Source organism: Halorhabdus amylolytica (assembly GCF_004944975.1).
In the GTDB taxonomy this organism is placed as follows: domain Archaea; phylum Halobacteriota; class Halobacteria; order Halobacteriales; family Haloarculaceae; genus Halorhabdus; species Halorhabdus amylolytica.
In genome coordinates this window covers 79,158-100,754 of the sequence record NZ_SPQG01000010.1, presented here as the reverse complement: position 1 = coordinate 100,754, position 21,597 = coordinate 79,158, and the positions used below count along the sequence as shown (strand labels likewise).

At 59.9% G+C, this 21,597-nt stretch carries 24 protein-coding genes and 2 pseudogenes; 17 read left to right on the top strand and 9 right to left on the bottom strand.

What is annotated here, in order from left to right:
- Positions 1–82: 82 nt before the first annotated feature.
- From E3374_RS12725 to E3374_RS12700, 7 genes are all read left to right on the top strand, one after another.
- The gene (locus E3374_RS12725; protein WP_011222459.1) at positions 83–529 is read left to right on the top strand and encodes a hypothetical protein; all 447 of its coding nucleotides are present in this window, start codon (positions 83–85) and stop codon (positions 527–529) included.
- Positions 526–1,080: a DUF6166 domain-containing protein gene (locus E3374_RS12720; protein WP_103992923.1), complete on the top strand. Its 555-nt coding sequence runs from the start codon at positions 526–528 to the stop codon at positions 1,078–1,080. The genes E3374_RS12725 and E3374_RS12720 overlap by 4 nt, the downstream gene beginning before the upstream one ends.
- A gap of 78 nt (positions 1,081–1,158) precedes the next feature.
- Complete coding sequence (locus E3374_RS12715; protein ID WP_103992924.1) at positions 1,159–1,845, top strand: DUF6166 domain-containing protein; 687 nt, start codon at positions 1,159–1,161, stop codon at positions 1,843–1,845.
- Entirely contained in the window at positions 1,845–1,976 is a 132-nt protein-coding gene (locus E3374_RS17905) for a hypothetical protein (protein WP_268806888.1), read from the top strand. Before E3374_RS12715 ends, E3374_RS17905 begins: the two co-directional genes overlap by 1 nt.
- Positions 1,973–2,638, top strand: a complete 666-nt coding sequence (locus tag E3374_RS12710) for a hypothetical protein (protein ID WP_103992925.1) — start codon at positions 1,973–1,975, stop codon at positions 2,636–2,638. The genes E3374_RS17905 and E3374_RS12710 overlap by 4 nt, the downstream gene beginning before the upstream one ends.
- Entirely contained in the window at positions 2,635–3,177 is a 543-nt protein-coding gene (locus E3374_RS12705; RefSeq protein ID WP_200820959.1) for a hypothetical protein, read from the top strand. Before E3374_RS12710 ends, E3374_RS12705 begins: the two co-directional genes overlap by 4 nt.
- 166 nt (positions 3,178–3,343) lie before the next feature.
- Positions 3,344–4,504, top strand: a complete 1,161-nt coding sequence (locus tag E3374_RS12700; RefSeq protein ID WP_240728576.1) for a hypothetical protein — start codon at positions 3,344–3,346, stop codon at positions 4,502–4,504.
- A 42-nt stretch (positions 4,505–4,546) separates the two neighbouring features.
- Here the strand turns inward: E3374_RS12700 and E3374_RS12695 are convergent, their stop codons facing one another.
- Together E3374_RS12695 and E3374_RS12690 are read right to left on the bottom strand one after the other, a co-directional pair.
- Positions 4,547–5,101 (bottom strand): peroxiredoxin, encoded by a 555-nt coding sequence (locus E3374_RS12695; RefSeq protein ID WP_089649945.1) that lies wholly within the window; start codon positions 5,099–5,101, stop codon positions 4,547–4,549.
- 101 nt (positions 5,102–5,202) lie between these two features.
- Complete coding sequence (locus E3374_RS12690; protein WP_089649946.1) at positions 5,203–5,547, bottom strand: winged helix-turn-helix transcriptional regulator; 345 nt, start codon at positions 5,545–5,547, stop codon at positions 5,203–5,205.
- 78 nt (positions 5,548–5,625) lie between these two features.
- Between E3374_RS12690 and merA the strand changes: the two genes are divergently transcribed.
- Positions 5,626–7,080 carry a mercury(II) reductase gene (gene merA / locus E3374_RS12685; protein ID WP_103992927.1) on the top strand — a complete coding sequence of 485 codons (1,455 nt, stop codon included), beginning with the start codon at positions 5,626–5,628 and terminating at the stop codon, positions 7,078–7,080.
- A 3-nt stretch (positions 7,081–7,083) separates the two neighbouring features.
- Here the strand turns inward: merA and E3374_RS12680 are convergent, their stop codons facing one another.
- Positions 7,084–7,491, bottom strand: a complete 408-nt coding sequence (locus E3374_RS12680; protein ID WP_011222470.1) for a CopG family ribbon-helix-helix protein — start codon at positions 7,489–7,491, stop codon at positions 7,084–7,086.
- A gap of 103 nt (positions 7,492–7,594) precedes the next feature.
- Here E3374_RS12680 and E3374_RS12675 point away from each other — a divergent pair, with 103 nt between their 5' ends.
- A complete protein-coding gene (locus E3374_RS12675; protein ID WP_103992928.1) occupies positions 7,595–8,416 on the top strand; it encodes a sulfite exporter TauE/SafE family protein in 822 nt (273 codons plus the stop codon).
- Here the strand turns inward: E3374_RS12675 and E3374_RS12670 are convergent.
- Positions 8,363–8,962 carry an ArsR/SmtB family transcription factor gene (locus E3374_RS12670; RefSeq protein ID WP_136689360.1) on the bottom strand — a complete coding sequence of 200 codons (600 nt, stop codon included), beginning with the start codon at positions 8,960–8,962 and terminating at the stop codon, positions 8,363–8,365. The genes E3374_RS12675 and E3374_RS12670 overlap by 54 nt on opposite strands.
- Positions 8,963–9,093: 131 nt before the next feature.
- On the opposite strand from E3374_RS12670, the gene E3374_RS12665 reads away from it, so the two are divergent.
- On the top strand, positions 9,094–11,370 hold the full coding sequence (locus tag E3374_RS12665; protein WP_103992929.1) for a heavy metal translocating P-type ATPase: 2,277 nt from the start codon (positions 9,094–9,096) through the stop codon (positions 11,368–11,370).
- Here the strand turns inward: E3374_RS12665 and E3374_RS12660 are convergent.
- Positions 11,367–11,573: a heavy-metal-associated domain-containing protein gene (locus E3374_RS12660; RefSeq protein ID WP_049938502.1), complete on the bottom strand. Its 207-nt coding sequence runs from the start codon at positions 11,571–11,573 to the stop codon at positions 11,367–11,369. The genes E3374_RS12665 and E3374_RS12660 overlap by 4 nt on opposite strands.
- A 131-nt stretch (positions 11,574–11,704) precedes the next feature.
- On the opposite strand from E3374_RS12660, the gene E3374_RS12655 reads away from it, so the two are divergent.
- From E3374_RS12655 to E3374_RS12640, 4 genes are all read left to right on the top strand, one after another.
- Entirely contained in the window at positions 11,705–11,920 is a 216-nt protein-coding gene (locus E3374_RS12655) for a hypothetical protein (protein WP_089649990.1), read from the top strand.
- A 123-nt stretch (positions 11,921–12,043) separates the two neighbouring features.
- Positions 12,044–13,045, top strand: coding sequence for a DUF6610 family protein (locus tag E3374_RS12650; RefSeq protein ID WP_011222476.1), 1,002 nt, complete (start codon positions 12,044–12,046; stop codon positions 13,043–13,045).
- Positions 13,046–13,116: 71 nt separating this feature from the next.
- The gene (locus E3374_RS12645; protein ID WP_089649951.1) at positions 13,117–13,464 is read left to right on the top strand and encodes a hypothetical protein; all 348 of its coding nucleotides are present in this window, start codon (positions 13,117–13,119) and stop codon (positions 13,462–13,464) included.
- 87 nt (positions 13,465–13,551) lie between these two features.
- Positions 13,552–14,481 (top strand): ArdC-like ssDNA-binding domain-containing protein, encoded by a 930-nt coding sequence (locus E3374_RS12640; RefSeq protein ID WP_136689359.1) that lies wholly within the window; start codon positions 13,552–13,554, stop codon positions 14,479–14,481.
- A gap of 124 nt (positions 14,482–14,605) precedes the next feature.
- Here the strand turns inward: E3374_RS12640 and E3374_RS12635 are convergent, their stop codons facing one another.
- Together E3374_RS12635 and E3374_RS12630 are read right to left on the bottom strand one after the other, a co-directional pair.
- Positions 14,606–15,301: a nucleotidyltransferase domain-containing protein gene (locus E3374_RS12635; protein WP_103992930.1), complete on the bottom strand. Its 696-nt coding sequence runs from the start codon at positions 15,299–15,301 to the stop codon at positions 14,606–14,608.
- On the bottom strand, positions 15,298–15,969 hold the full coding sequence (locus E3374_RS12630) for a helix-turn-helix domain-containing protein (RefSeq protein WP_049909607.1): 672 nt from the start codon (positions 15,967–15,969) through the stop codon (positions 15,298–15,300). Before E3374_RS12630 ends, E3374_RS12635 begins: the two co-directional genes overlap by 4 nt.
- 227 nt (positions 15,970–16,196) lie before the next feature.
- On the opposite strand from E3374_RS12630, the gene E3374_RS12625 reads away from it, so the two are divergent.
- The 3 genes and pseudogenes from E3374_RS12625 (at position 16,197) to E3374_RS12615 (ending at position 18,202) form a co-directional block, all read left to right on the top strand.
- Positions 16,197–17,015 (top strand): hypothetical protein, encoded by an 819-nt coding sequence (locus E3374_RS12625; protein ID WP_004594474.1) that lies wholly within the window; start codon positions 16,197–16,199, stop codon positions 17,013–17,015.
- Between the two features lie 172 nt (positions 17,016–17,187).
- A complete protein-coding gene (locus tag E3374_RS12620; protein ID WP_004594473.1) occupies positions 17,188–17,511 on the top strand; it encodes a hypothetical protein in 324 nt (107 codons plus the stop codon).
- Positions 17,512–17,604: 93 nt separating this feature from the next.
- Positions 17,605–18,202: pseudogene (locus E3374_RS12615) on the top strand (hypothetical protein).
- 454 nt (positions 18,203–18,656) lie between these two features.
- Here the strand turns inward: E3374_RS12615 and E3374_RS12610 are convergent.
- Both E3374_RS12610 and E3374_RS12605 read right to left on the bottom strand, forming a co-directional pair.
- Positions 18,657–19,913, bottom strand: a complete 1,257-nt coding sequence (locus E3374_RS12610; protein ID WP_004594472.1) for an orc1/cdc6 family replication initiation protein — start codon at positions 19,911–19,913, stop codon at positions 18,657–18,659.
- Between the two features lie 637 nt (positions 19,914–20,550).
- Positions 20,551–21,579: pseudogene (locus E3374_RS12605) on the bottom strand (Cdc6/Cdc18 family protein).
- Positions 21,580–21,597 lie beyond the last annotated feature (18 nt).

Here is a 21,597-nt window from a genome sequence, read left to right as displayed (position 1 = left end):
ACGAAGTCGCGACGACGTGAGCGCTGGTGTTGTTGTTCGTCCCGCAAGGGGTGCGGGACGACACATTCGTCCCGGATTACCGATGAGTTCTGAGAGCAACAGCGAGAGCGCCCCCGACAACTGGTGGTTGCAACGCCGAACAGATGACGACCATTTCGTGTTCGCCTACGAGTTCTCGAAATCCGTCCTTTGCCACGTCCAGCAACCCTCGGACTGGCTGGTCCGGATCGATCGAGCCGATGGGACGATCCTCTTCAGTCAGCACGACCTCCGGTCGCGAGCAGCGGCGTTCGACCTCGCCAAGAGCGTCATGGAGCTCTGTACGATGCTCCATCGGGAGGTCGTCACGGAGCGAAGTCAAGCGCGAAAACCGATGTACGTCGGGCCCCGACCAACCGAGGCCGCGAGTGGGAGCAATCAGGGAGCCGGACCTGGTCCAGATACCGCCCGTCGGCCGTCGGATTCCTTCCCCCGCCAGCCCCCAGAACGACCACGAGGTATGGGTCACTGGGAGGGTGGGTTCCGATGACCGGCGGCCGAGCGTACCGCGGTGAACGCTGTATGGGTGGACAGCTGGTGTACACGCCCGATGGCGACGTACTGGACAAGCACCTCCACGTCTTGCGCCGCGCTCCTGGTGGATTCGACTGGGGACCGGAGGCCGACGAGGCCTGCATCGATCAACTCGCGATCGCGCTGCTGGCCGATTCAGCGACGAAGAAGATCGCACTCGACCACTACAAGGAGTTCGCGCAGTACCTGCGTGAAGAGCTCGAGGGTGACGAGTGGCGGCTCCCGACCAGCGACATTTCGGCCGATACCTGGTCGCGAGACATCGACGTGGCTGATGAGACGCCCTCACCGGAGGACGTCGACATCACGGCAGTCGATTTCGACGAGATGACCTTCGCGGTCGAGCGAGCGCTCTGCGAGCAGCACGACATTAGCATCCACCAGAGCGTCGACGACCGCCGCGAGGAACTGGAAGACGCCCGCCAGGCAGTCCAATCAGAAACTACCGACTCGGAGGAGTCACAGACCGACACCGGCGGGTTCGAGTTCCCCGCAGCTAGCCAGTAGGGACGGTGAGGGCGTTTCCGGCTCTGTTTGTAGAACCCCCGAGAGGGGTGCGGGGGTCACCACTCCCGCAACGTACCGATGAACGGGAACGCCCGACGCACCACGTCGAACGTAGTCCAGACAGAAGCGCTCGCTAACCGTCGCGACGACTCCGTCGAATACGTCGGCTTTCGCATCGACGGCCAGGCCGTCGTTCTGAATCTCTCCGAACACCAGCGTCTCACTCCCGATCGAAGTCTCGATCTGGTCAACCACAGCCCGACAGGCTTCGAGTGGGGATACGCTGGAAGCGGGCCCGCACAGCTCGCCTGTGGGCTCCTCCTCGACTACTACAACGACGCCCAGATCGCGAGAGAACACTACATTGGGTTCCGGAATTGCGTGATCAGCCAGCTCGAGTGTGACGGCCCGGCGGCGTGCTGGCACCTCACCGGCGAAGAAATCGACGCGGCGATGGCGACGATCGCCGACGACGTCGTCGCCCTTCCCGACGGCGGGGGGCCGTCACCGACACTCCCCGAGAACTGGCGAACGGTCACTCGCCCTGACCGGCGAGTCTTCCAGCGGGCTGATCGCGACCACTACATCGTGCTTGGGGAGGGAACCGACGGCTGGCTGGCCGTCCTCTGTAATCAGGGCGATCGCGCCTATCCGGCACCCCTGGCGAGCCGGACGGTTTCGGACGATGCCGATGTCGAGCAGGCCATCCGGGCCCTGGTCGACGAGAGCAACAACCTCATCGAGCCACCGGAGGGGGAGTGCTGATGGAGACAATTCGGCTGTCACGAGCCACCCACCAGCTGCTCGAACGCGGGGTCGAGGCGCTCGAGAAAATCGGTCGCGAACTGGAGCGGTACAACGACTGGCAAGAGCAGACTGACGGCACCGACTCGTGACTCAGACACGTTCTCCCGGCCAGCGGCGGAGTACCGGGTTCCAGTACACGCGCACTCCCGAGGGGTGCTCGTGTCCCATTCATCGCGACGGCCAGCCGGTCACGGCGCCGCTCGGCCTGCGGTTCGCAGAGCGCGTCCATATCGAATCGATCCCACGGCACGTCGCCGGCGCGATCTACGAAGCCCATCATTCCTATATGGACAGTGTCCCGCGGACGAACCTCGTTCATCACGGGCTCTGTTACCAGGACCAGCTACTGGGTGCGATTACGTGGCGCTATCCACTGATTCGCTCGCTGGACTACGACGGCACGCGATACGAGGGTGACGAGATCGTCGAGGCAGCACGGATCTGCATCGGCGTCGACTTCCCGAATCTCGCCTCCGCCGCCCTCGCCCGGTCGATGGAACGATTCGTGCGTCGGCACGGTCGGCGGCGAGGCGTTCGCCTTCTGCTGACGTTCGTGCGAGCTGACTTCGACGGCTCGATGATTAAAGCGCTCAGAGACAAGGGCTGGCACTGCGCCGGGAAAACGGAACCCGGACAGGCAGGTAACCGGCCCGACAAGCAAATCCGAGAGCGGCCGAAGTGGCGGTTCCTCTGTGAAGTTCCTGATGAGTCTGAGCGGGAACAGTCCTCACTCGGACGGTGGGCTCCGTGACTACGAATGCTCGTCTCGATGAGTTTGCAGCAGAGGAAGACTCGGACAACCAGCCGGAGCGCGATCCATCTGTAGTCGAGCGACTGTTGGACCCGATATCACCGGCCCAGGGGCTGCGACTCATCCCCGGCCAAGGTGACCCGGTGTACCTCCAAAACAGGGGAACTGAACGCTACCTGTTCCGGGATGCCCACGAGCGGTGGTTCATCCTCCAGCCCTCGGCCAAGGAGTCGGTCGACGACTTCGTTCGCTGGGTGTATCTCCCCGACGGCAAACCCGCCGAGATTGCCCGGACAGCGATCCGTCAACGGACGGTTCGCGGCTACCGGTACGTTCAGCGAAGCGGAGCTCCCGAGCCGGTTGGGACGACGGTGACAGCGATGTACGTCAGTGAGCCCTGGCCCGACGATGTCTACGAGTGTGGATCCTGCGGAGCCGAGTTCGAGTCGCCCCATGCTCACGCCCTTCACTGCTGGGAGGACCATCCCTGGGTTCCGAACCCGGAGCAGGTTCGGCTACGCCGCTCCAGCACCGAGTAACGACAGTGCGACAGTTTCCCGACGGTGGTTCGATTAACCAACAGACAGCCGCTTCCTAGGTTAGTGTTGGTTAACGTGGTGTTGTTGTTGCGCCCGGCAGAGGGGCGCAGGGCGCGAGACGATGCAGGCAGCCGTCGATGAGCGTTCCTGCGTCGAGGTGACTACGATGAAAGACCCAGAGTCGAGAACCATCTTCGCAGGCGTCGATGGACGTACCGACACCGAACTACCCGAGTGGTATCGTCAGCGTCACGGCGGCAAAGACACCGTGAGCTTCGCTGAGGCGATCCGCGACCTCCCGCAGGCCGTCGAGACGACCGTGGCGTACCAGAATCCGTACACCGACGAGTGGGTCGAGACGGAGCGGTTCAACGCGCTCGTCGAGCCGAGTCGCGCTCGAGAGCAGGCCCGTGAGGAGGACGCCGAAACGGATTCTTTGTTCCATATTCCGACCGACTCGTACTCGATCATCAACCCGGTCGACGTCTACGGCCCTCTGGAGGAGGTCCTTCGGGAGGAGACTATCGACCGAACGCCGCTGGGTGACGTGATGTTCGGCGAGATTCGTCGCTACCGGGGCGGCGGCGAGGTCCATATGGACATCATGTTCGACGGCCTCGAAGTGCGCCTTCCCGGCCGGTCGGACCCGATCACGATGGGCGTCACGTCGGGCTACGACTTCTTCGGTGAGCACGCCGTCTACGTCGAGGGGTTCGCCCAGGACGGGTACTGTTCAAATACGATGCGTTCGCTCACCGACAAGGAGGTCATCAAACACGTCGGCGACGTGCGGAACTTCCGCACCTGGTGGGAGGAGCTTCTCGCACAGGTCGAACTCGTCGCCGACGACCTATTCGAGTTCATCCGGGACGCCCAGGACATCGACCTCGACTTCTCGGAGCTCCCGTTCACCGTCACGGAGTTTTACAGTCTTCTGGGCTTCCCGGACTACCTGGCCGAGCGCGCTGCGAGTGATGCGGAGGCCAACGCGACCTCCCCCGTCGAGATCGATATGTGGACGCTGCATTCCGGCGCCACGTACGCGCTCACCCACTTCTTCCAAGGCAAGGAGGGTGCGTCGCTGGACGGCTACGTTCGCACGGCCAACGACATCCTGTTCAACCCGGAGGGCACCATCGAGCGCGTCGAACGCGCTTACGAGGAGGAGCTGGAGACAGACGGCGATGACGGGTCGCAGGCGTCGCTCGCCGGCGAGCGCGCGCTCGCGAGCATCGAGCGCATCAGCGACGATCTGCAAGAGAAGGTCAACCAGTTCGAGGAGCGCGAGGACGCGCTTCGTGAGCGGTTCCAAGATGCCATGAGCTGATTGTCGGAGCGGCGTTCACTGATACAATCCTAAAATAGCAGTCTACGTTAGAGATTCCGGTTCCTCGTTATATTCGACTACTAATTCGACATCCTCAGGACCGAATTCATCACGTTCCGCTTCAAGCGTATCAAGAGCGTCTTTAACCGGGAAGAAATCCGGCTTCTCGAGTGCATCTTCTGTCGCCCAGGCGTATCGAATCGTTTGCTCGGAATCAATGAGAAACACGGCACGCTGCGGGACGCGCTCGTGGTTCTCCCATTCATCATAACAGATGTCATATGACTCGGCAACCCGCCCGGAACTATCACTAAGTAACGGGAAATTGAGGCCGTATTCCTCGGCGAATGCTCGATGGGCGTAGACGCTGTCACCAGAAATTGCCCAGACATCGAGAGCGGGCGTTAGCTGAAACCACTCTGCATCGCGAATCGCACACAGTTCGTTTGTACAAATAGGACTGAAATCAAACGGGTAAAATACCAGCAACGCAGCCCGATCATTGGCTGTTGACTCATCCAAGCAGTACCCGGTTTGTTCTCCGTCACGGAGACCCGGAAGAGTAAATGACGGTGCAGACGCTCCCTCGTTTATCATACGACATAGTAGCACACGAAGACAGGATAGTCATTGGGTCAGCACTCCGATCTGAATTGCTCACCACTTGATGTGGGATGAAATTCACTAAAGTCCGTACGTCAGGAGTTCGCCGTCGCCCACTCAAGAAGCGGTTCTAATCTCGAACGAATCTCATCACCCTCGTCAGTTAGCGCGTATTCGACGCGTGGTGGAATTTCGTTGTACTGCGTCCGTGAGACGAGTCCTGCCTCCTCGAACTCGTCGAGTCGTTTCGAGATTGTCGAGGTACTCGCCGTCGGGAGGTGCTCCTCAATCTCCGCGAACCGCAGCGAATCGTGTGCGCCGATGATGCTGACGAGTTGCATCGCGTATTTCCGGCTCAACGTGTCGATGACACCCGTGAGCGGACAGTAGCACGTCCCCTCGACATCGCACGCGGGCGCCGATGACGTAGTGTCTGCCATAGCTTCGTGGCCTCCAACCTACTCCATAGCTTCGGACTCTGGAGTACAAGAACTTCCCGTCGTAAAGTATAGGCACAGATGACTCAGACAGCCGACTACGATCTCGTGATTCTCGGTGGCGGCGCCGCAGCCTTCGCCGCAATCACCGAAGCGAGTCGACGCGATCTCTCGACAGCGATGGTGAATACCGGCTTGCCCATCGGCGGGACGTGCGTGAACGTCGGCTGTGTTCCGAGTAAGCATCTCCTTGCCGTCGCCGAGAGCGGAGCTGCAGCGTCGGAGAACCCCTTCGACGCCGTTCGATACCCCGAGGAGCCGACCGTCGATTGGGCCGCCGCCCTCAACGACACCGACGAACTCGTCGAGCGGTTCCGGCAGGAGAACTACGTCGACGTCGCCGAGCACTTCGAGATCGACATCTACGAGGGGTACGGCCAGCTGGTCGACGATACTACCATCGAGGTCGTCGACGGCGCCGACGAGGGCGCACACATTACTGGGAAGAAGGCCCTCGTCGCGACCGGCAGTTCACCGTGGGCGCCGCCCATCGACGGCCTCTACGACGTCGACTACTACACGAGTGAGACCATCCTCGAGGAGCGCGACCTTCCCGAGAGTATCCTAATGCTCGGTGGGGGATACATCGCGCTGGAGTGGGGACAGATCCTGCACCGTGTCGGCATCGACGTGACGGTTCTCCAGCGCTCCGACCGCGTCCTCTCGGACATGGAAGGCCAACTTGGTCGCGAGATGCAGCGTGCATTCGAGGAGGAGGGCATCGAGGTGATCACCGGCAACGACTTCCAGCGCGTCCGCACGCTAGCAGCCGACGGCGGCGCCGAAGCGATTCAGTCAGGCGTCGCCGTCGAAACGACCATCGACGGAGACGAGCGAACGGTCACCGGCGACGCGCTGTTCGTCGCGACCGGCGTCCAGCCGAATAGCGAGGGCATCGGCCTCGAAACGGTTGGGATCGAAACGAACCCCGACGGGACGATTCGTGTCGACGAGTACTTCCAGACGACGAATCCCGACATCTACGCGGCGGGCGACGTGATCGGCGAGCCCGAACTGGAGACCGTCGCCGCCAAGGAGGGCAATCACGCCGTCAAGAACGCGTTCGGCAACGAGGGCGTCAGCATCGACTACGACGCGGTGCCAGCAGTCGTGTTCACCAGCCCGGAAGTCGCCGCAGTCGGGACGACAGAACGCGAGTATATGGACGAGCACGGCACCTGCTCGTGCCGAACCGTCCAGATGGCGGATGTCCCGCGAGCGAAGGCCGTCGAGAACACGGATGGCCTCGTCCAAGTCGTCAAACACCACGAGACTGACGAGATCGTCGGCGTCCACATGGTCGGCCCCCGTGCCGCCGACATAATTATGGAAGCCACGCTTGCGGTGACGTTCGGCCTCACGGTCGACGACATCATCGACACCGTCCACCCGTTCCCGACGTTCTCCGAGGCGTTCAAACAGGCCTGTCAGGCGTTCCGACGGGACATATCGACGATGAGCTGCTGTATCGAGTGAATCTCACTCCGGGTCGGCCGGCGCAGTACTGCGGAGGAGCATCGTCTTCACACGACCAACCCCATCGAAATCACGGAGCCGATACACGAGTTCCCGCACCCGCGCCGCATCGCCATGACAGAAGACGGTCTCTAAACACCACTCGCCCTGGTGGGTATGGCTCATCGTTTCGATGACGTCCTGAAACTGGTGCTGGGCCGAATGGAGATCGTGAATCACCTCGTGGTGCTGGTAATCGAATGCCAGTACAGCGACGACCTCGCCTGAAACCTCCTCGAGTTGTGAATGTCCCTCGATGTATTCCTGCATCGCTTCACGAATCGCCCGCGAGCGGGAGTCCAACCCCTCAGCCTGCCATGTCTCGTCGAACTCCTCGAGAATGTCCTCAGACACGTTCAAGCTCGTGCGCATACTCCCCAATTGATCCCCTACTGTCTTGACCCCTCGATTATTACGGAATTCACGTTTCAGTCTTAACAACCGCTATACAGCGCAGGGATAGAGGAATATATGAATGCTCCACGGCGAGGCGTTTCCACTGTTGGTCGGCGCGATTGCGCTCGGATTCGTGCACGGCATCGAGCCCGGACACGGATGGCCGGTCGCCGCGAGTTATGCACTCGATCAATCCAATAAGTGGCTCTACGGACTCGCCGCCAGCTCGCTGATCGGCATCGGCCACCTCATTAGCAGTCTGGCGATGGTCGGCGTGTTCTTCTACGCGAAATCCTACTTTCAGCTGACCCAAGTGAACGAGCCGATCTCGATTCTTGGCGGCGTTTCCATCGGCGGTCCAGTCAGCATCGTCGCAGGCGTCTTACTCATCGGACTCGGGATTCGAGAGTACACGCACGGCCATTCTCACCAGCACGAGGACAGCCACGGACACGACCACGATGAGCATACGGAGGAGCAGTCGAGCCACCACAGTCACGGCACGCCACCCACGCACGAACACTCCCCGGATGGGCTCCTTACACGGGTGAAAATTCGGCTTGGAAAAATCGGAGGGCACTCCCACGAGCACGGGACCGATCCGGCTCCTGACGCCGACCGCGGACTCCTCGGAATCGCCTGGTTCGCATTCGTCCTCGGGTTCGCTCACGAAGAAGAATTCGAGATTATCGGCCTCTGTGCCGGTTCGACGTACTGTCTGGAGCTGATGACTGCGTATGCGCTGACGGTCATCGTCGGCATTGTCGGGTTAACGATGCTCCTCATCGCCGGCTATCAGGAGTACGAAGAAACAGTCGAGCGGTATACACCGTACCTGCCGCTGTTCTCAGCGACCGTCCTCATCGTCATGGGACTCGGCTTCATCGCCGGCGTCTTCTGAATCACGCCGAACACTCTCCAGCGTCCCATTCTCAGTAAGGTCAATAAGCGCGCGATTTAGCAGTTCACGGAGGACGAACTCCTCGTAATGCTGTGTTGCACAGTACTCGCACGGCTTCATTTCTCGTGCCACCGCTTCGATGTCGTCGCCGTGCTCCCCATAGAGCGTCTCAACGAGCCCTGCTAATTCGGCTGCCGCGGTTTCCTGCGCCCCAGCGAGCGTCTGCTCAGCGTCCTCTGGTAGGTCATACGAAAAAATCCGCGTGTTCGACTTGTAGTACTTCCGCGTCCCCCCACCAGCTTCTTCGAGCCGGGCAATCTCGACCATCCCCGCATCCTTCAGGACGTTCACGTGGTGGCGCACCGTCGTCTCCGCCTTTTCTTCGCCACGACGATGCAGTTCGTCGTGGATCTCCTCGATCGTCATTTCCTCGGTTGCGAGCATGTCGAGGATCTTCACCCGGACATCGTTCTCCAGTGCCTTCGCTTTCTCCGGGTCCGTCGTCACGACTTCGCGGATCGGCACGTCAGATTCGAGGAGCGTCATTCTTGTGACGACATAGACGGACAACGACAGTAAGAGTAACGCCATTCCAACGACAGTGGTAGTATGATATCGAGACCGCTATAACTCTCGTCATAATGGTTATCCGCGTCGCACGATAACCAACAGGTACGATGGGAACGACACACGACCAATTCAACGTCGGGGGGATGTCCTGCTCGTTCTGTGCCGAGAGCATCAAGAAGGCCTACAGTCGAACCGACGGCGTTGAGGACGTCGACGTGAGTCTCGCCCACGAGGAAGTTCTCGTCGAATACGACGACGACCTGCTGAGCGAGGTCGAGGTAAAGGACACGCTCCGAGACCTCGGGTACACCATCCGCGACCCTGACAAAGCGAAGCGGTACGAGCAACAGCAGGCCGAACTCTCCGACGGCAAGCGTCGCCTCCTCATCGCCGGTGGCGCATCCATCGTTATCGCTGCCCTGATGGGATGGATGATTTTCGTGATGGGGCGCTTCGAGTCAACATCTCTCGGGATGGATCTGGTGACTCTGGGGCTGGCACTCGGGACGATGTTCGGGCCCGGCCGCTATATCAAAGAGAAAGCCTTCCAGAGCGTGCGCCGGGGTATCTTCAACCAGCACGTCCTCCTGGAAGCGGGCGCGTTCGCCGGACTCGTGGGTGGACTGCTTGGCCTGTTCGTCTTCCCGAGCTTCCCGACCGTTCACTTCTTCGCCGTCTCCGTGTTCATCACCACCTATCACATCCTTTCGGAGTACACCAGCCTCATCGTCCGCACGCGAGCTTCCCGAGCCGTCCAAGGCCTTCTCGACCTCCAGCCCGACACGGCACGCCGCGTCAGTGATGACGGTGATGTCGAGGAGGTCCCTGTCGACGACCTCGACGTTGGCAATCGCGTCCGCGTCAAGCCCGGCGAAAACATCCCCGTCGACGGCACGGTCGTCGAGGGCGAATCGATGGTCGACGAGTCGGTCGCTACCGGCGAGTCCATTCCCGAAGAGAAGGCCGCCGGCGACGCGGTGATCGGTGGCAGCGTCAACGAGACCGGGACGCTGCTCATCGAAGTAACTGCAACCGGGGAGGACGCGTTCCTAAACCAGGTCGCCCGCGAGATCGAGGAGGCGCGGGCGATGAAGCCCGGCATCATCCAGCTCGCCGACCGCGTGCTCAAGTATTTCGTCCCCGGCGTCTTGACGATCGCCGCGCTCTCGTTCCTCTTTTGGGTGGTCGCACCACTCGCGTGGGGGGCAGCCCCCAACGTCCAGCGCGGGGCGTTCGCAGCCTTGGCGGTTCTCGTCCTCGGCTATCCGTGTGCGCTTGGGATGGCGACACCGCTCGCCCTAATTCGGGGTGGCGGGAAGGCGGCGAACCGCGGCATCCTGATGCGCTCCGGTGACGCCTTCCAGATATTTCCCGACGTCGACCACATCGTGTTGGACAAGACCGGCACCATCACCGTCGGCGAACCCGCCGTCAGTGAAGTCGTCGCGTTCGGTGCCGACGAGGTGGATGTACTCACGACTGCGGCTAGCGCGGAGGCCTTCTCTGAACACCCGCTCGCAGATGCGATCCTCGAGTTCGCCGACGAGCAAGATGTCGAGTACGCTGACCCCGATGATTTCGACTCCGTGACCGGCAAGGGCGTCCGGGCAACCGTGGCCAGCGACGACGTGCTGGTCGGGAAACCGGGATGGCTCAGCGACGAGGGGATCGACCTGTCGAAGGGGAGCGACGACATCGAGCGACTTCAGGGCCACGGCCTCACCGTTGCCGGAGTTGTTCGTGACGGTGACCTACTCGGTCTGATCGGTATCGGTGACGAGGTCAAGAGCGACGCCGCTGCGACCATCCAACGGATGCGAGACGCCGGCATCACGCCCGTGATGATCACTGGAGACAACGAGCGCACCGCAGACGCGGTCGCCGAGGAGGTCAGTATCGACCGCGTCATGGCCGACGTGCTGCCCGACGAGAAACGCGAAGAGATCGGTCGCCTGCAGGACGAGGGTCACCGCGTAGCGATGGTCGGCGACGGCATCAACGACGCTCCCGCACTCACGCAGGCCGACATCGGGATCGCCATCGGCGCCGGGACCGACATCGCCATCGAATCGGCGGACATCGTCCTGATGGGCGACCGGCTTGGTGGCGTGATGGACGCCTACGAGATCGGGAACGAGAGCTACCGGAAGACCCGTCAGAACCTCGCGACGGCCTTCGCGTTCAACGGGGTCGGTGTCGCCGCCGCGACCACGGGGCTCGTTCACCCGGTGTTCGCGATGCTCGCGATGGTGCTGTCCGTCTCGGCCGTCCTCGCCAACAGCTTCGCTGGTCAGCTCCTCTCCGGCGAGGGTGTCAACACCGAGTTCGCCCTCGACGACCGCACCGACGGCGAGCGTGGAGACGGCCGAGTGACAGCCGATTAAGCCACTACGTCGTAGCCAGCTTGTTCGATTGCCGCGTTCACGTCGTCGTCTGAGACTCCATCCTCGAGGACCACGTCGACCGTGTCAGCTTCGTGGTCGGCCTCGATCCGATTCACATCATCGAGGTTTCGCAGGGCGGTCTCCACGTTCTGTTCGCACCCGTTGCAGGACATCCCGGTGACTGAGATCGTCTTTCGCTCCATGCGGGCCTGTAAACACTCGCGGGGAATGACCATTACGGTAACCGTTGTATCGGTTTCATCTCTATTAGAGGTGGACATTATCGTCCGGAGAGTTGTTTGTGTCGGCCCCAAAGGGGTGGAGGCTCTTTGAGATGGGAACCACTGACGACGAAGAGAGCGACGAATTCCCTCCAGAGAAGCGTCTGGAAGCACCGAACACGGGCCTGATCAAGGCAGGGATCGCGACGATTCCCGATATGGAAACCTTGCAAGAGTGTGTAGCCTACGAGAACGCCCACCAAAATCGAACGCAGATTCTGCGCCGGCTCAAGTGGAAAGCTGAAGAGTTGCGTGAGGACGAAGGGTAAGCGCTGTCCTTAACCAACACACTCCGCGTGAGTTTCCCTATTGTTGGTTAATATGCTGTGCCGCGGTTTTTCGGGCCCCTGAATGGGCGCGGGGCGACCAACAGCCGCCTCGCGAGTTCCGTTATGTCCCTCGGTTTGAGTCCAGACTCCAGCACGGCTAGCGACATCGCTGTCGCCAGACAAGCGGACCATGTGGCGTTCCTCCATCGAGCCCCATTCGTCGCCGATTCTCTCGCCCTCGGATTTCTCCCCGGGTTTCGGGAAGACTGTGGGTACCAGACGGACCAGTACCTGAACCTCGAGATTCCTGTCGGGATGCTCGACAACGATTTTCGGGATCCCGATCTGGAGCGGTTCGTCGACCGCTTTTTCGAGTACGAACCACGTGTCGGGGTCATCGGGGACGTCGACGAAATCGACGACGTCGACGCCCACGTCGCTGCTGCTCGTGAAATCCAAGCGAGCTACCCCGAAGCTGAGCTCATCGTCGTTCCGAAGTCGCGGGCGGTGATCGACGCGATACCTGAGAACCTCGTCCTCGGGTATTCACGGGGATACGCCGACCGCCTGGCCCACGATTTCTCCGATCCAGCCGATTGGAGAGGGCGGCGCGTCCACATTCTCGGCGGGAGTCCGCCCAAGCAGCTCGACGCTATTCGACAGTTGACCCGACCGACACTCACTGACGAGCCACCGGCCGATATCGTCGGCGTCGACTGGAACGGGCTGCATCGCGGCGCACAGTTCGGTGAGTTCTGGACGGCCGACGGCTGGGACGACAGCGGTCGCGACGCCGACCACGTCACCGTCCGAAAGACGGTGCGCCACAGCCTCGCTCGGGTCCGTGAGTTCTGGAGGGCGCACGGAATCTGGCCCGAAACGACACCGCAAGACGAGGGGCTCAACGTCGAGTACGAGGGACCGAGCCCTGCCGATCTCGAGGACGCCGCCTGTACCGAGTGCGGGACGAACGTCTGGCGAACCCGCCGCGGCCCGTACGTCGCCGAGTACGATACCGGCGCAATCTGTGGATACTGCAGCTACGAGTGCTACTTCAGCCACCGTCATCGGAACAATCTAGAGGAAATCGCCGGCGATCAGAGCGTCTACCTCCCGCCGGCGTGACTTCGCGACCTGTTTTTCGTGCCCCCAGAGAGGGCGAGGGCTCCTTCGAAAGCTCTCAGAGGTGACTTCCAGTGAGTCAACAACAGAGTCCCGACAACGTCTCGGTCGACGATATTCCCGTCGATATCGACAACACGCAATCAGCGGAGGTCGATCCAGCCGACGTCCCCGACGAAATCGAATCCATCACCCGTGGGCTCGCCGGTGAGCAGCCGCCGACGAATCCCATAGTGGTTCTCAAGGCGGCCCGGTGGTGGTACATTCACGGCAAGGGCGGCACGGATCCCGCCTTCCAGTGGGCCATCGAGTGGGCGCGTCATCTTGCGACCGACACGCCCAGTGACGTCGAGCAGTTCGACGAGTTCCTCGAGTACCTCGTTACGGTCGGCTTTGCAGACGAACGTCACGAGCTCCGCTAACCGACAGAGCGGTTTTTTGGACGCCCCTGAAGGGTGCGGTGCGGTCTGAACAGACGCAGTCGCCGTGAATTCGATTCGGTGATCACGATGTCTACGACCAGAGACTCGTCGGTCTCCTTCGACCAGACCGACACGCGATCAGACGAGATGAACAGTACCATCGAACAGTGGATCGACGACCTTGTCGCCGGCGTCGACGACGCGCAGGCCAGCGAAGAGTTCCAAGAGTGGCTCGATGTCCAGAGTCGTTTCCACGACTACTCCTATCGGAACACGCTCCTCATCAAGCGACAGTGTCCCGAGGCGAGCCGGGTGGCTGGCTACCGGACGTGGCAGGAGGAGTTCGACCGCCACGTCAAGGAGGGTGAGTCGGCCATCTGGATCTGGGCGCCGATCATCACCAAGCAGTGCCCGGAATGCGAGAACTCGCCGAGCTACCACGAGGACAGTGACTGTGAGTACGACGAGACGCCGCCCGAGGAGTGGTCGAAAGGACTGGTTGGATTCAAACCAACGGCAGTCTTCGATGTGTCTCAAACCGAGGGCGAACCGCTCCCCGAGCTGGAAACCGAGGCAGCTGGTGACGCCGACGACCTGGTGCCAGCGCTCCTTGATGCAGCAGCTACGCTCGATATCGACGTCCGTGTCGTCGACGCTGCCGAGTGGGAGCATGGCGACGCGAAAGGCGTCTGCAAACACCGGACTCTCCACGGATGCCAACCCGTCGTCGAAGCGAAAGCCCGCTCAAATCAGGCCGATCTCGCCGTGACGTTGATTCACGAGTACGCCCACGCACTGCTCCATTTCGATGTCGACGACGAACCCGAGCGTGCAAAACGCGAGGTCGAAGCCGAAGCCGTTGCGTACATCGTCGGGCGGTATTTCAACCTAGATACGAGCGGATCAGCGTTCTATCTTGCCGCGTGGCAGGACGACGATGCGGAGAGCATTCAGGAGCGACTCGGCCGGATCAGTTCGACCGCGCAGGAGGTCATCGGGACAGTTGTAGACGGCTGAACACCTCCTTCCCGGCTGTTAACCAACGCCGGAGGGTACTATCCCACTCTGTTGGTTAATTCGTTCGGCGTCCGACCCTGCGTGTTTCGATCGGTCTCAAGACATACCCCACCGGCAGTCGATGTTATAGTTCAGAATCGATTCGGCGCTGCTGGTCACGAAGGAACTCAACGACGGCATCGATATCCTGTTCGGGAACCGTTTGCTGTTCGAAGACCCCTTTGAACGCGTCCGCAAAATCTTCCGACGTGAGCCGGTCGAGAACAGTCTCGATGCGACCAGCGAGCTTCTTGGACACCCCGCGATGAAGATGGGTCGCGATCCGGTCGAAATCCGCGTCAGCAGCCAGCACCACCAGATCCCGGGAGTCTGCCTTGCGGCCACTGTGAAGTTTCACGGCAAACAGCAACTCCCGTTCCGGAATCCTGGCTGTTACCGGGCGCCCGGTTCGCAGTTCCTGGGTGACGGAGTGCTGGGCCAGATAGCGATACGACCATTCAGCTTCCGTCTGGCGACAGCCCAGCGCGTCCACCATCGCGTCGAACCGAACCGGATTCCCGATGTCTTTCGTGAATCGAATAGTACGGCCCTCGTAGAGCTCGTTTCGCTCGACGTCGGCCGTTTTCTCGTAGCCGCGGGCGGTGAGAAGGTCGGTGTAGTCGTCGACCGCTTGTGCCGGAATGACGACGTCGACGTCCGTGGTGAAGCGCTGATTGAACGCCGCGATCGCCCACCCACCGACGAGCACGTACGGCAGGTCAGCGTCAATGACTGTCTCCAGGGTGTCCAGCAGCTCGTCTTCGCGTTCGCCGAGGCTCATGCATTGAGACGCGGATCCTCGTGGGACGCGTCGATATCACGGTCGTACTCGTCGGCGATCATCTCCAACGCTGGCTCGTAGTTCACCCGGTACTCCAACATGTGCTCGATTGTCTCGTCCAACGGAATGACCGGATTGCCGTCGACCCACTCGCGAGTGATCTCCCCACTCGTCGGGAACAACACGTACGAGACGGTCGCGTCGTAGTCGCTCGCATCCGGCCGCTCTTCAATCCGGCTCGGAATCCCGAACTCATCAAAGAACGCCGTCCACTGTTCGACGTCCTGATCGGCGACCTGGATGAAGATCGGATAGTCGTCGTGGCCGCGGGCGATCTGATAGCCGCCGTGGGTCCAGACGTAGACGCCGTCGATTTTCGTGTACGCAAAGGGCATCCCGGCGAAGTGCGGAATGACGTAGCCGTCGTCGATCGAGGGGGGAACAGCGCGAGAGATGGCCGCGACGAGATCGTAGTAGCGATCCCTGACAGCGTAATTCTCGATGTAAACGCCGTCCTCACGCCGGATGAAGCCTGCGTCCTCCAACCGCTCGATCCAGTCGTAGACCCACGAGTAGGAGCCGTCGATCTTCTGGGCGATTCGCCGGATCGAGTCACCCGGCCGGGCCGCGACCATGATCTTCGCCGCGGTCTCGTCGACGTACTCCATCATCGCTAGTTATTGGTATCGCATCTAACGGTATTAGTCTTGTCCCCCGTATTCCCTATAAAATTATCTCTATACAGATATACCATTCTTGGCTCCGGTAATCCGATCCGGCTCAGAATTTGAGCGGAGATGAATTAACCAACAGAGGATACGATGGATCGCTATTCGTTGGTTAAGTTTTTCAGCGCCCGCCGAAGGGCGGAGGCGCAGTCCCGTCTCCACGAACTATGACCGACCGATATCTAACGACCGTTCTCGACGAGGCAGAGCGAGTCGCAGAGCACCATGAGCAGGTCGCCCAATCTTCGGACCATCCGGAACACGAGTATCTCAGGTACGCCGTCCTTCGGCTGCTCGAAGGAGAGGCTGACGACACATCGGTGGAAGTACCGCAGATTGACGGCGTGACTGTCGGCTACGGAGAGGACGACGCGATGTGCAACAGCTGGGACGACGACGTCGAGTGGTGGGAGACGGTTCCGCCGCAGGAGGCATGTACTCGGTTCCGGGTGTTCTACCCCGACGAATACGACGCTGTTCCGCGAGTCATCGTCGACGTGATGGCAGCACTCGGGGCGTGGCGTGTCTGGACTGGGAGCGCTGCCGCCTGTGGCTCCTACGACCATCGCGAGCGGCGGGAAGTCCACTATCTGTGGCCGGAGGGGCATCCGGTCGAGGCCCTGGTTGCGAATCGGCTCCAGGATCCCGAAGCTGCGGTTGCCCCAGACGGCGGCCGCACCGGCGACGTACGCGATCGGATGGTCGTCACGGAGCACTCAACCCAGCACGACGACCTCGAGCCGCGAACCAGCCGTGCCGTCGACGAATCGATGGCCGTCTCGCTGCTCGAAAAGGGTGGCCGCTATGAGGTCCGATCGGCGTCCGGAAACTGGTATGAAGTCGACGTGATCAGCGAGTCGTGTACGTGTCCAGACTGGCGGAAGCGTACGCCCGAGGGCGGCTGTAAACACCTCCGGCGAGTCGATCAGGAGATCAAGCAGGGGCGGGTCCCACGACCTGATGGGCGTCTCCCCTCGAACTCGTAGGATCGCCCAGCGTTCGAGATCTCCCGAGGCTACTGTAACATCAGACGAAACTCCTTGATGGAGAGTTTCGAGTAGTGAGACGGCTGCTGGAGAACCGGTGAGAACAGTTGGCAGCAACTTAACCAACAAAACTATGCAGTTTGCGCCTGTGTTGGTTAACACAGATCGGCCCATGTCCTACGAGCCACCGACGCCCCCAGCGGACCTCCCCACCGACGTCATCGACACACTCAACGACTATTCACCCGAGCTGCTCCGAGACGTTGCCCACTATGCCGAGGACCTCGCCGAGCATCGCGAGCGCCAGGCCCGCCTTGCCGAAGCGGAGGAGGAAGACGAGATCGACGAGCGACCCGATGACCTCCCCGATGATGTCCCGACGAAGGCGACGATCACGATCAAGGAGATCAACGACAACCGCTACTACTACTGGCAGTGGCGGGAAGGAGATCGCGTCAAATCAAAGTACAAATCCCCAGTAAATCCGGACGAGTAGACGGACTAGTACCTCAGTCGGATGGCCAGTTGTTCGGGGAGACACCCCGTCTGCGAAGTGAAAGACGCAGGGTACGAGAGAAGTCCCGAGTTGATGAGTGAGGATCCGGTCACTGTCGACGAACTCGTCGAGAAAGCCGACGAGTATCTGCACGAAGCCTCACCCACACCGGAAGAATACGAAGCGCTGAAACAGAGTGTTGCGGAGCTCACGCCGATCTTCTCAGCTGAGAATTCGTACTTTGTCCTCGGCAGCTACGGGAAACCCGAAATCCGTCCTCTCCAGCTCGTAAAAGATCGCCTCAACCGACAGCCCGGTGCGTACGCGTTCCTGATGATCGACATTCGAAGCGAGTGGACGAATACCTACCTCAAGTTCCGGCTGCTCGCCGATCATACAGACGTCATCCTGGGCGTCACCGAACACGCCCAGGGCTGCTTCCTCGTCGAGCAGGGCTACTTCACAGCCCTTGAGGAGTACTTCGCGAAGACGCACGTGTTCAAACACGACGTACAATACGATAGATGTGGACGCGATCGACACAAACGTAGCCGTCGAGAGTCCCTACAGTGGAATGCAGACCGCGATCTTCGAGATGCTCAACGATGCTAGGCGTCTCTGCCGGTGGACGACTGAGGACGACCTCGTCGAGTGTACCGAGGCTCTCGTGAGTGATCAGGAATACCCGTAGACAGAGACGAATCGGTTACTCCCACCCCCGACGTTTCTGTCGTTTCTCCACGAAATCCTGTTCACCGATGGCCCAGACAACAAATGAACTCGAACAGGAAGACATCCCCCGTTTTCGAGTAGTAAGTGCGGGGGTGAATCCGTGCAAGATTGGGTCTTCGAACCACGAACCCTCACGGGATAAGTAGTCCACTGGAGAGCGATTGCAAATGCTCGTAAATGAAATGTCGTTTAGATTTTGTCAGACACTCCACTATTGCCAGTAAAATCGGAGGGTAAGACGCTATTAGATGAAATTGGCAACGGTGGTCCTGGTAGTAACTAGTCGGATTGATTGGGGCAGGGAGTTACTGGCAACACCGGAGAGGGTACTGGATAAACTGGCACTGACGGTTGCGCGGTTACTGGCAAAAGTGGAGAGGGTATTGGCAGTACTGGTGTTGGCGGTTGAGAAGTCACTCCAGAACCCGATGCCGCTTGGCAGTTTCACGAATGTCGTTGAGCTCACCTAGTTCGCTCTCGAGTGCGTCGAGGGCCGACGACAGAGAGACATCAAGCTCGTATTCGTTGTAGTTCCCGCGTCCACTCGACGAGTCGACCAACCGTAAGATCCCGTGGAGGCTCAAATCCGACAGGTGGTCGTGTACTCGCCTGCGTTTCAGTGGTTCACTGCCGTGATTACGAAGAACCTCTCGATAGCGCTCATAGATCAGTTTCGTCCGTTCGGGTGTTTCTCCCTCTGCCGCTAGCTGACAGACAGTCAGCAATACATATTGCCCCTGCCGGGTCAACGAATGCATCCCTTCGACAACCTGTTGTCGTTGGATCTGATGCTCGGCCTCCCGAACGTGGTCTTCGGTGATTTTCGCCTCTCCACCCGCCATCGCGTCGTTCTCGGCGATATCAGCTGCTTTCCGGAGTAACCGTAATGCCTGCCGAGCAGATCCCGAGTCCTGTGCAGAGAATGCTGCGCACAATGGGATTACATCTGATTCGAGGACATCGTCGTAGAGCGCGATATCGGCTCGGTGCTTGAGAATATTCTGCAGTTCAGTCGCGTCGTACGGAGGGAACAAGATTTCCTCTTCGCAGAGAGTGTCCTTGACTTTCGGAGAGAGGTTTTCTCGGAACTTGAAGTCGTTCGAGATGCCGACCACACCGATTTTCACATCGAGATCCAATTGCGAGCGTGCTCGTGGAAGCTCGTACAGAATATCGTCATCCGAGCCGATGTTATCGATCTCGTCCAGAACCACGAGAATAGTCCCACCGATCGACTCAAGGTCGTTGTAGAGTTCGTTGAAGATGCGTTTTTGTTGATACCCGGTTTCGCTCATCGGTTCGCGCGAAGACGAGACTGTGGTGAGAGGGTGAGAAGGAGAGCGAATCTCGTTCACGAGATTGACCGCTACCTGATAGGATGTGGTGCAGCCAGTACAGTTGAGTTCAATAACGTTGAGATCGACGTCGTCGTACTCTCCGGCGGATTCTTGCAGCTCCTCAAGAAGATCGTGCGTAGCAGCTGTCTTCCCGACGCCGGTAACGCCATAGAGAAAGACGTTGTTCGGTTGCCAGCCCTGAATGACGGGACGGAGAGCGGCCGCATATTCGTCGAGTTCTTCGTCCCGCTCCTCGAGTGTCTCTGGCTGGTAATCATCCCGGAGGACGTCTTTGTCTTGGATGATGAACGATTCTCGATTGAATCGGCCCATAGGCGGACTCAAGACGAAGAACCATCATAAAACCATGGGTTCCAGTATCACCACTAACCCACCACTCGAACCAATTATGCCAGTGTCGCATCCACTTATAAAACACACACACTCCACTATTGCCAGTAAACCTTTGCAACAACTGGAGGGGGTCAACGACCCCCTCTCTAATTAGCGATACTCTTAATACATTGTACGTTAAACCATACCCGCACTAACGAAAACTCCACTAGTTGCAGTAGGTTTAGATAACAGTAACTAGACTAGAGACGTGACAGTTTCTGCCCTCCCGTCCATTCTCCCCTCGTTACTGGCAATGGTGGAGTGAGAGAGGTACTTAAACGACGGTATTATTGGCAATACTGGCAACTCTGGTCGCCCTCTCCCTGCTACCATCGTTGCCTGGCCGATATTCCAGTCGAAATCTACCCTTCCCGACACCAGTCGATGATGACCGTGGACCTCTTTCGGTTAACCAACAAATCGTATGTATTAACCGTCTGTTGGTTAACTACTCATGGCCTATGCTCGATTCGCAGTCGGCACTCAGTACTAGTATCCCGTGATTTCGGCGTTTCGCGATTCCGCAAGGGTTCGCTTGATTGCCGCTCGATCTCACCCAATCGGAGACAGGATATTACTGCATCGGCGACGCAGCTTCCGAACCGACGAGTGAGTACTCCCGGTCCCGGCTCGTGCCTTCCGCATCGACGAGGTTGTACTGGACCATCTTGGAGAGATACGTCCGCACTGTCCGTTTTGTCCGAGGATCGTCGACCTTCTCGGTATAGCGGTCGTGAATCTCGCTCGGCCCGAGTGGCTCGTGATCGCGAACAATGTTGTAAACGACGCGCTGGTGTGGCGTGAGTGAATCGATGCTCTTCTGCTTAATCTGGGCCCGGGCATCCTCGGCGGCGTCCAGGAGGATGTCGTTGGTGATCCGCTCCTGGTTCTCGCGGTCAGCCTTGCTAGCCGCTGTTCGAAGGATGCCGATAGCGAGGCGGGCGTCGCCGGCGGCCGCGTCGGCGATTCGGTAAAGCTGGTCGTCGGTGATGACGTCCTCGTTGAGGCCCCACTTGGCGCGAGCACGCAGAATGTCGTACAGCTGCTCGTCGTGGTACTTGTCCATCCGGACGTGTTCGCTGGAGCGCAGCCGGCTCACGAGGCGGTCGTCGACGCGGCTGAACAGCTCCTCTTCCTTGTTCGCGATACAGATGATTGCGAACTGCGGGAGGCTGTGGAGGTCGTAAATGACGCTGGGGTCCTCCAGTTGGTCGACCTCGTCGAGAATGACGACGGTTCGCGGGCCGTCATGCTGCTGGAGGCGGTCGACGAGTTCATCATGCGGCGTCGACTGCCGGTGGATGTCGATGGTCGCGCCGAGGTCGTCGAGAATCTGGTAGAGTGTTCGGAATCGGGTATAGTTGCGCCAGCAATTCACATAGGTACTCTCAACATCCAGCGCTTCCTCACGAAGGCGTTCAGTGACGAATTTCGCGATTCAGGTTTTGCCGGCGCCGCTGGGTCCAGTTACAACGGCCGAATCGGCAGGTTTGCCGTTTGTGATCGGCTCGAGAACGCTCGAAAGATGATTGACCTCGGCGTCGCGATGCTCAACTTCCCGAGGGACGAACCCGGCGCGGAGAACGCGAGCATCGCGGATCATCTTTGCTTGATAGACTGG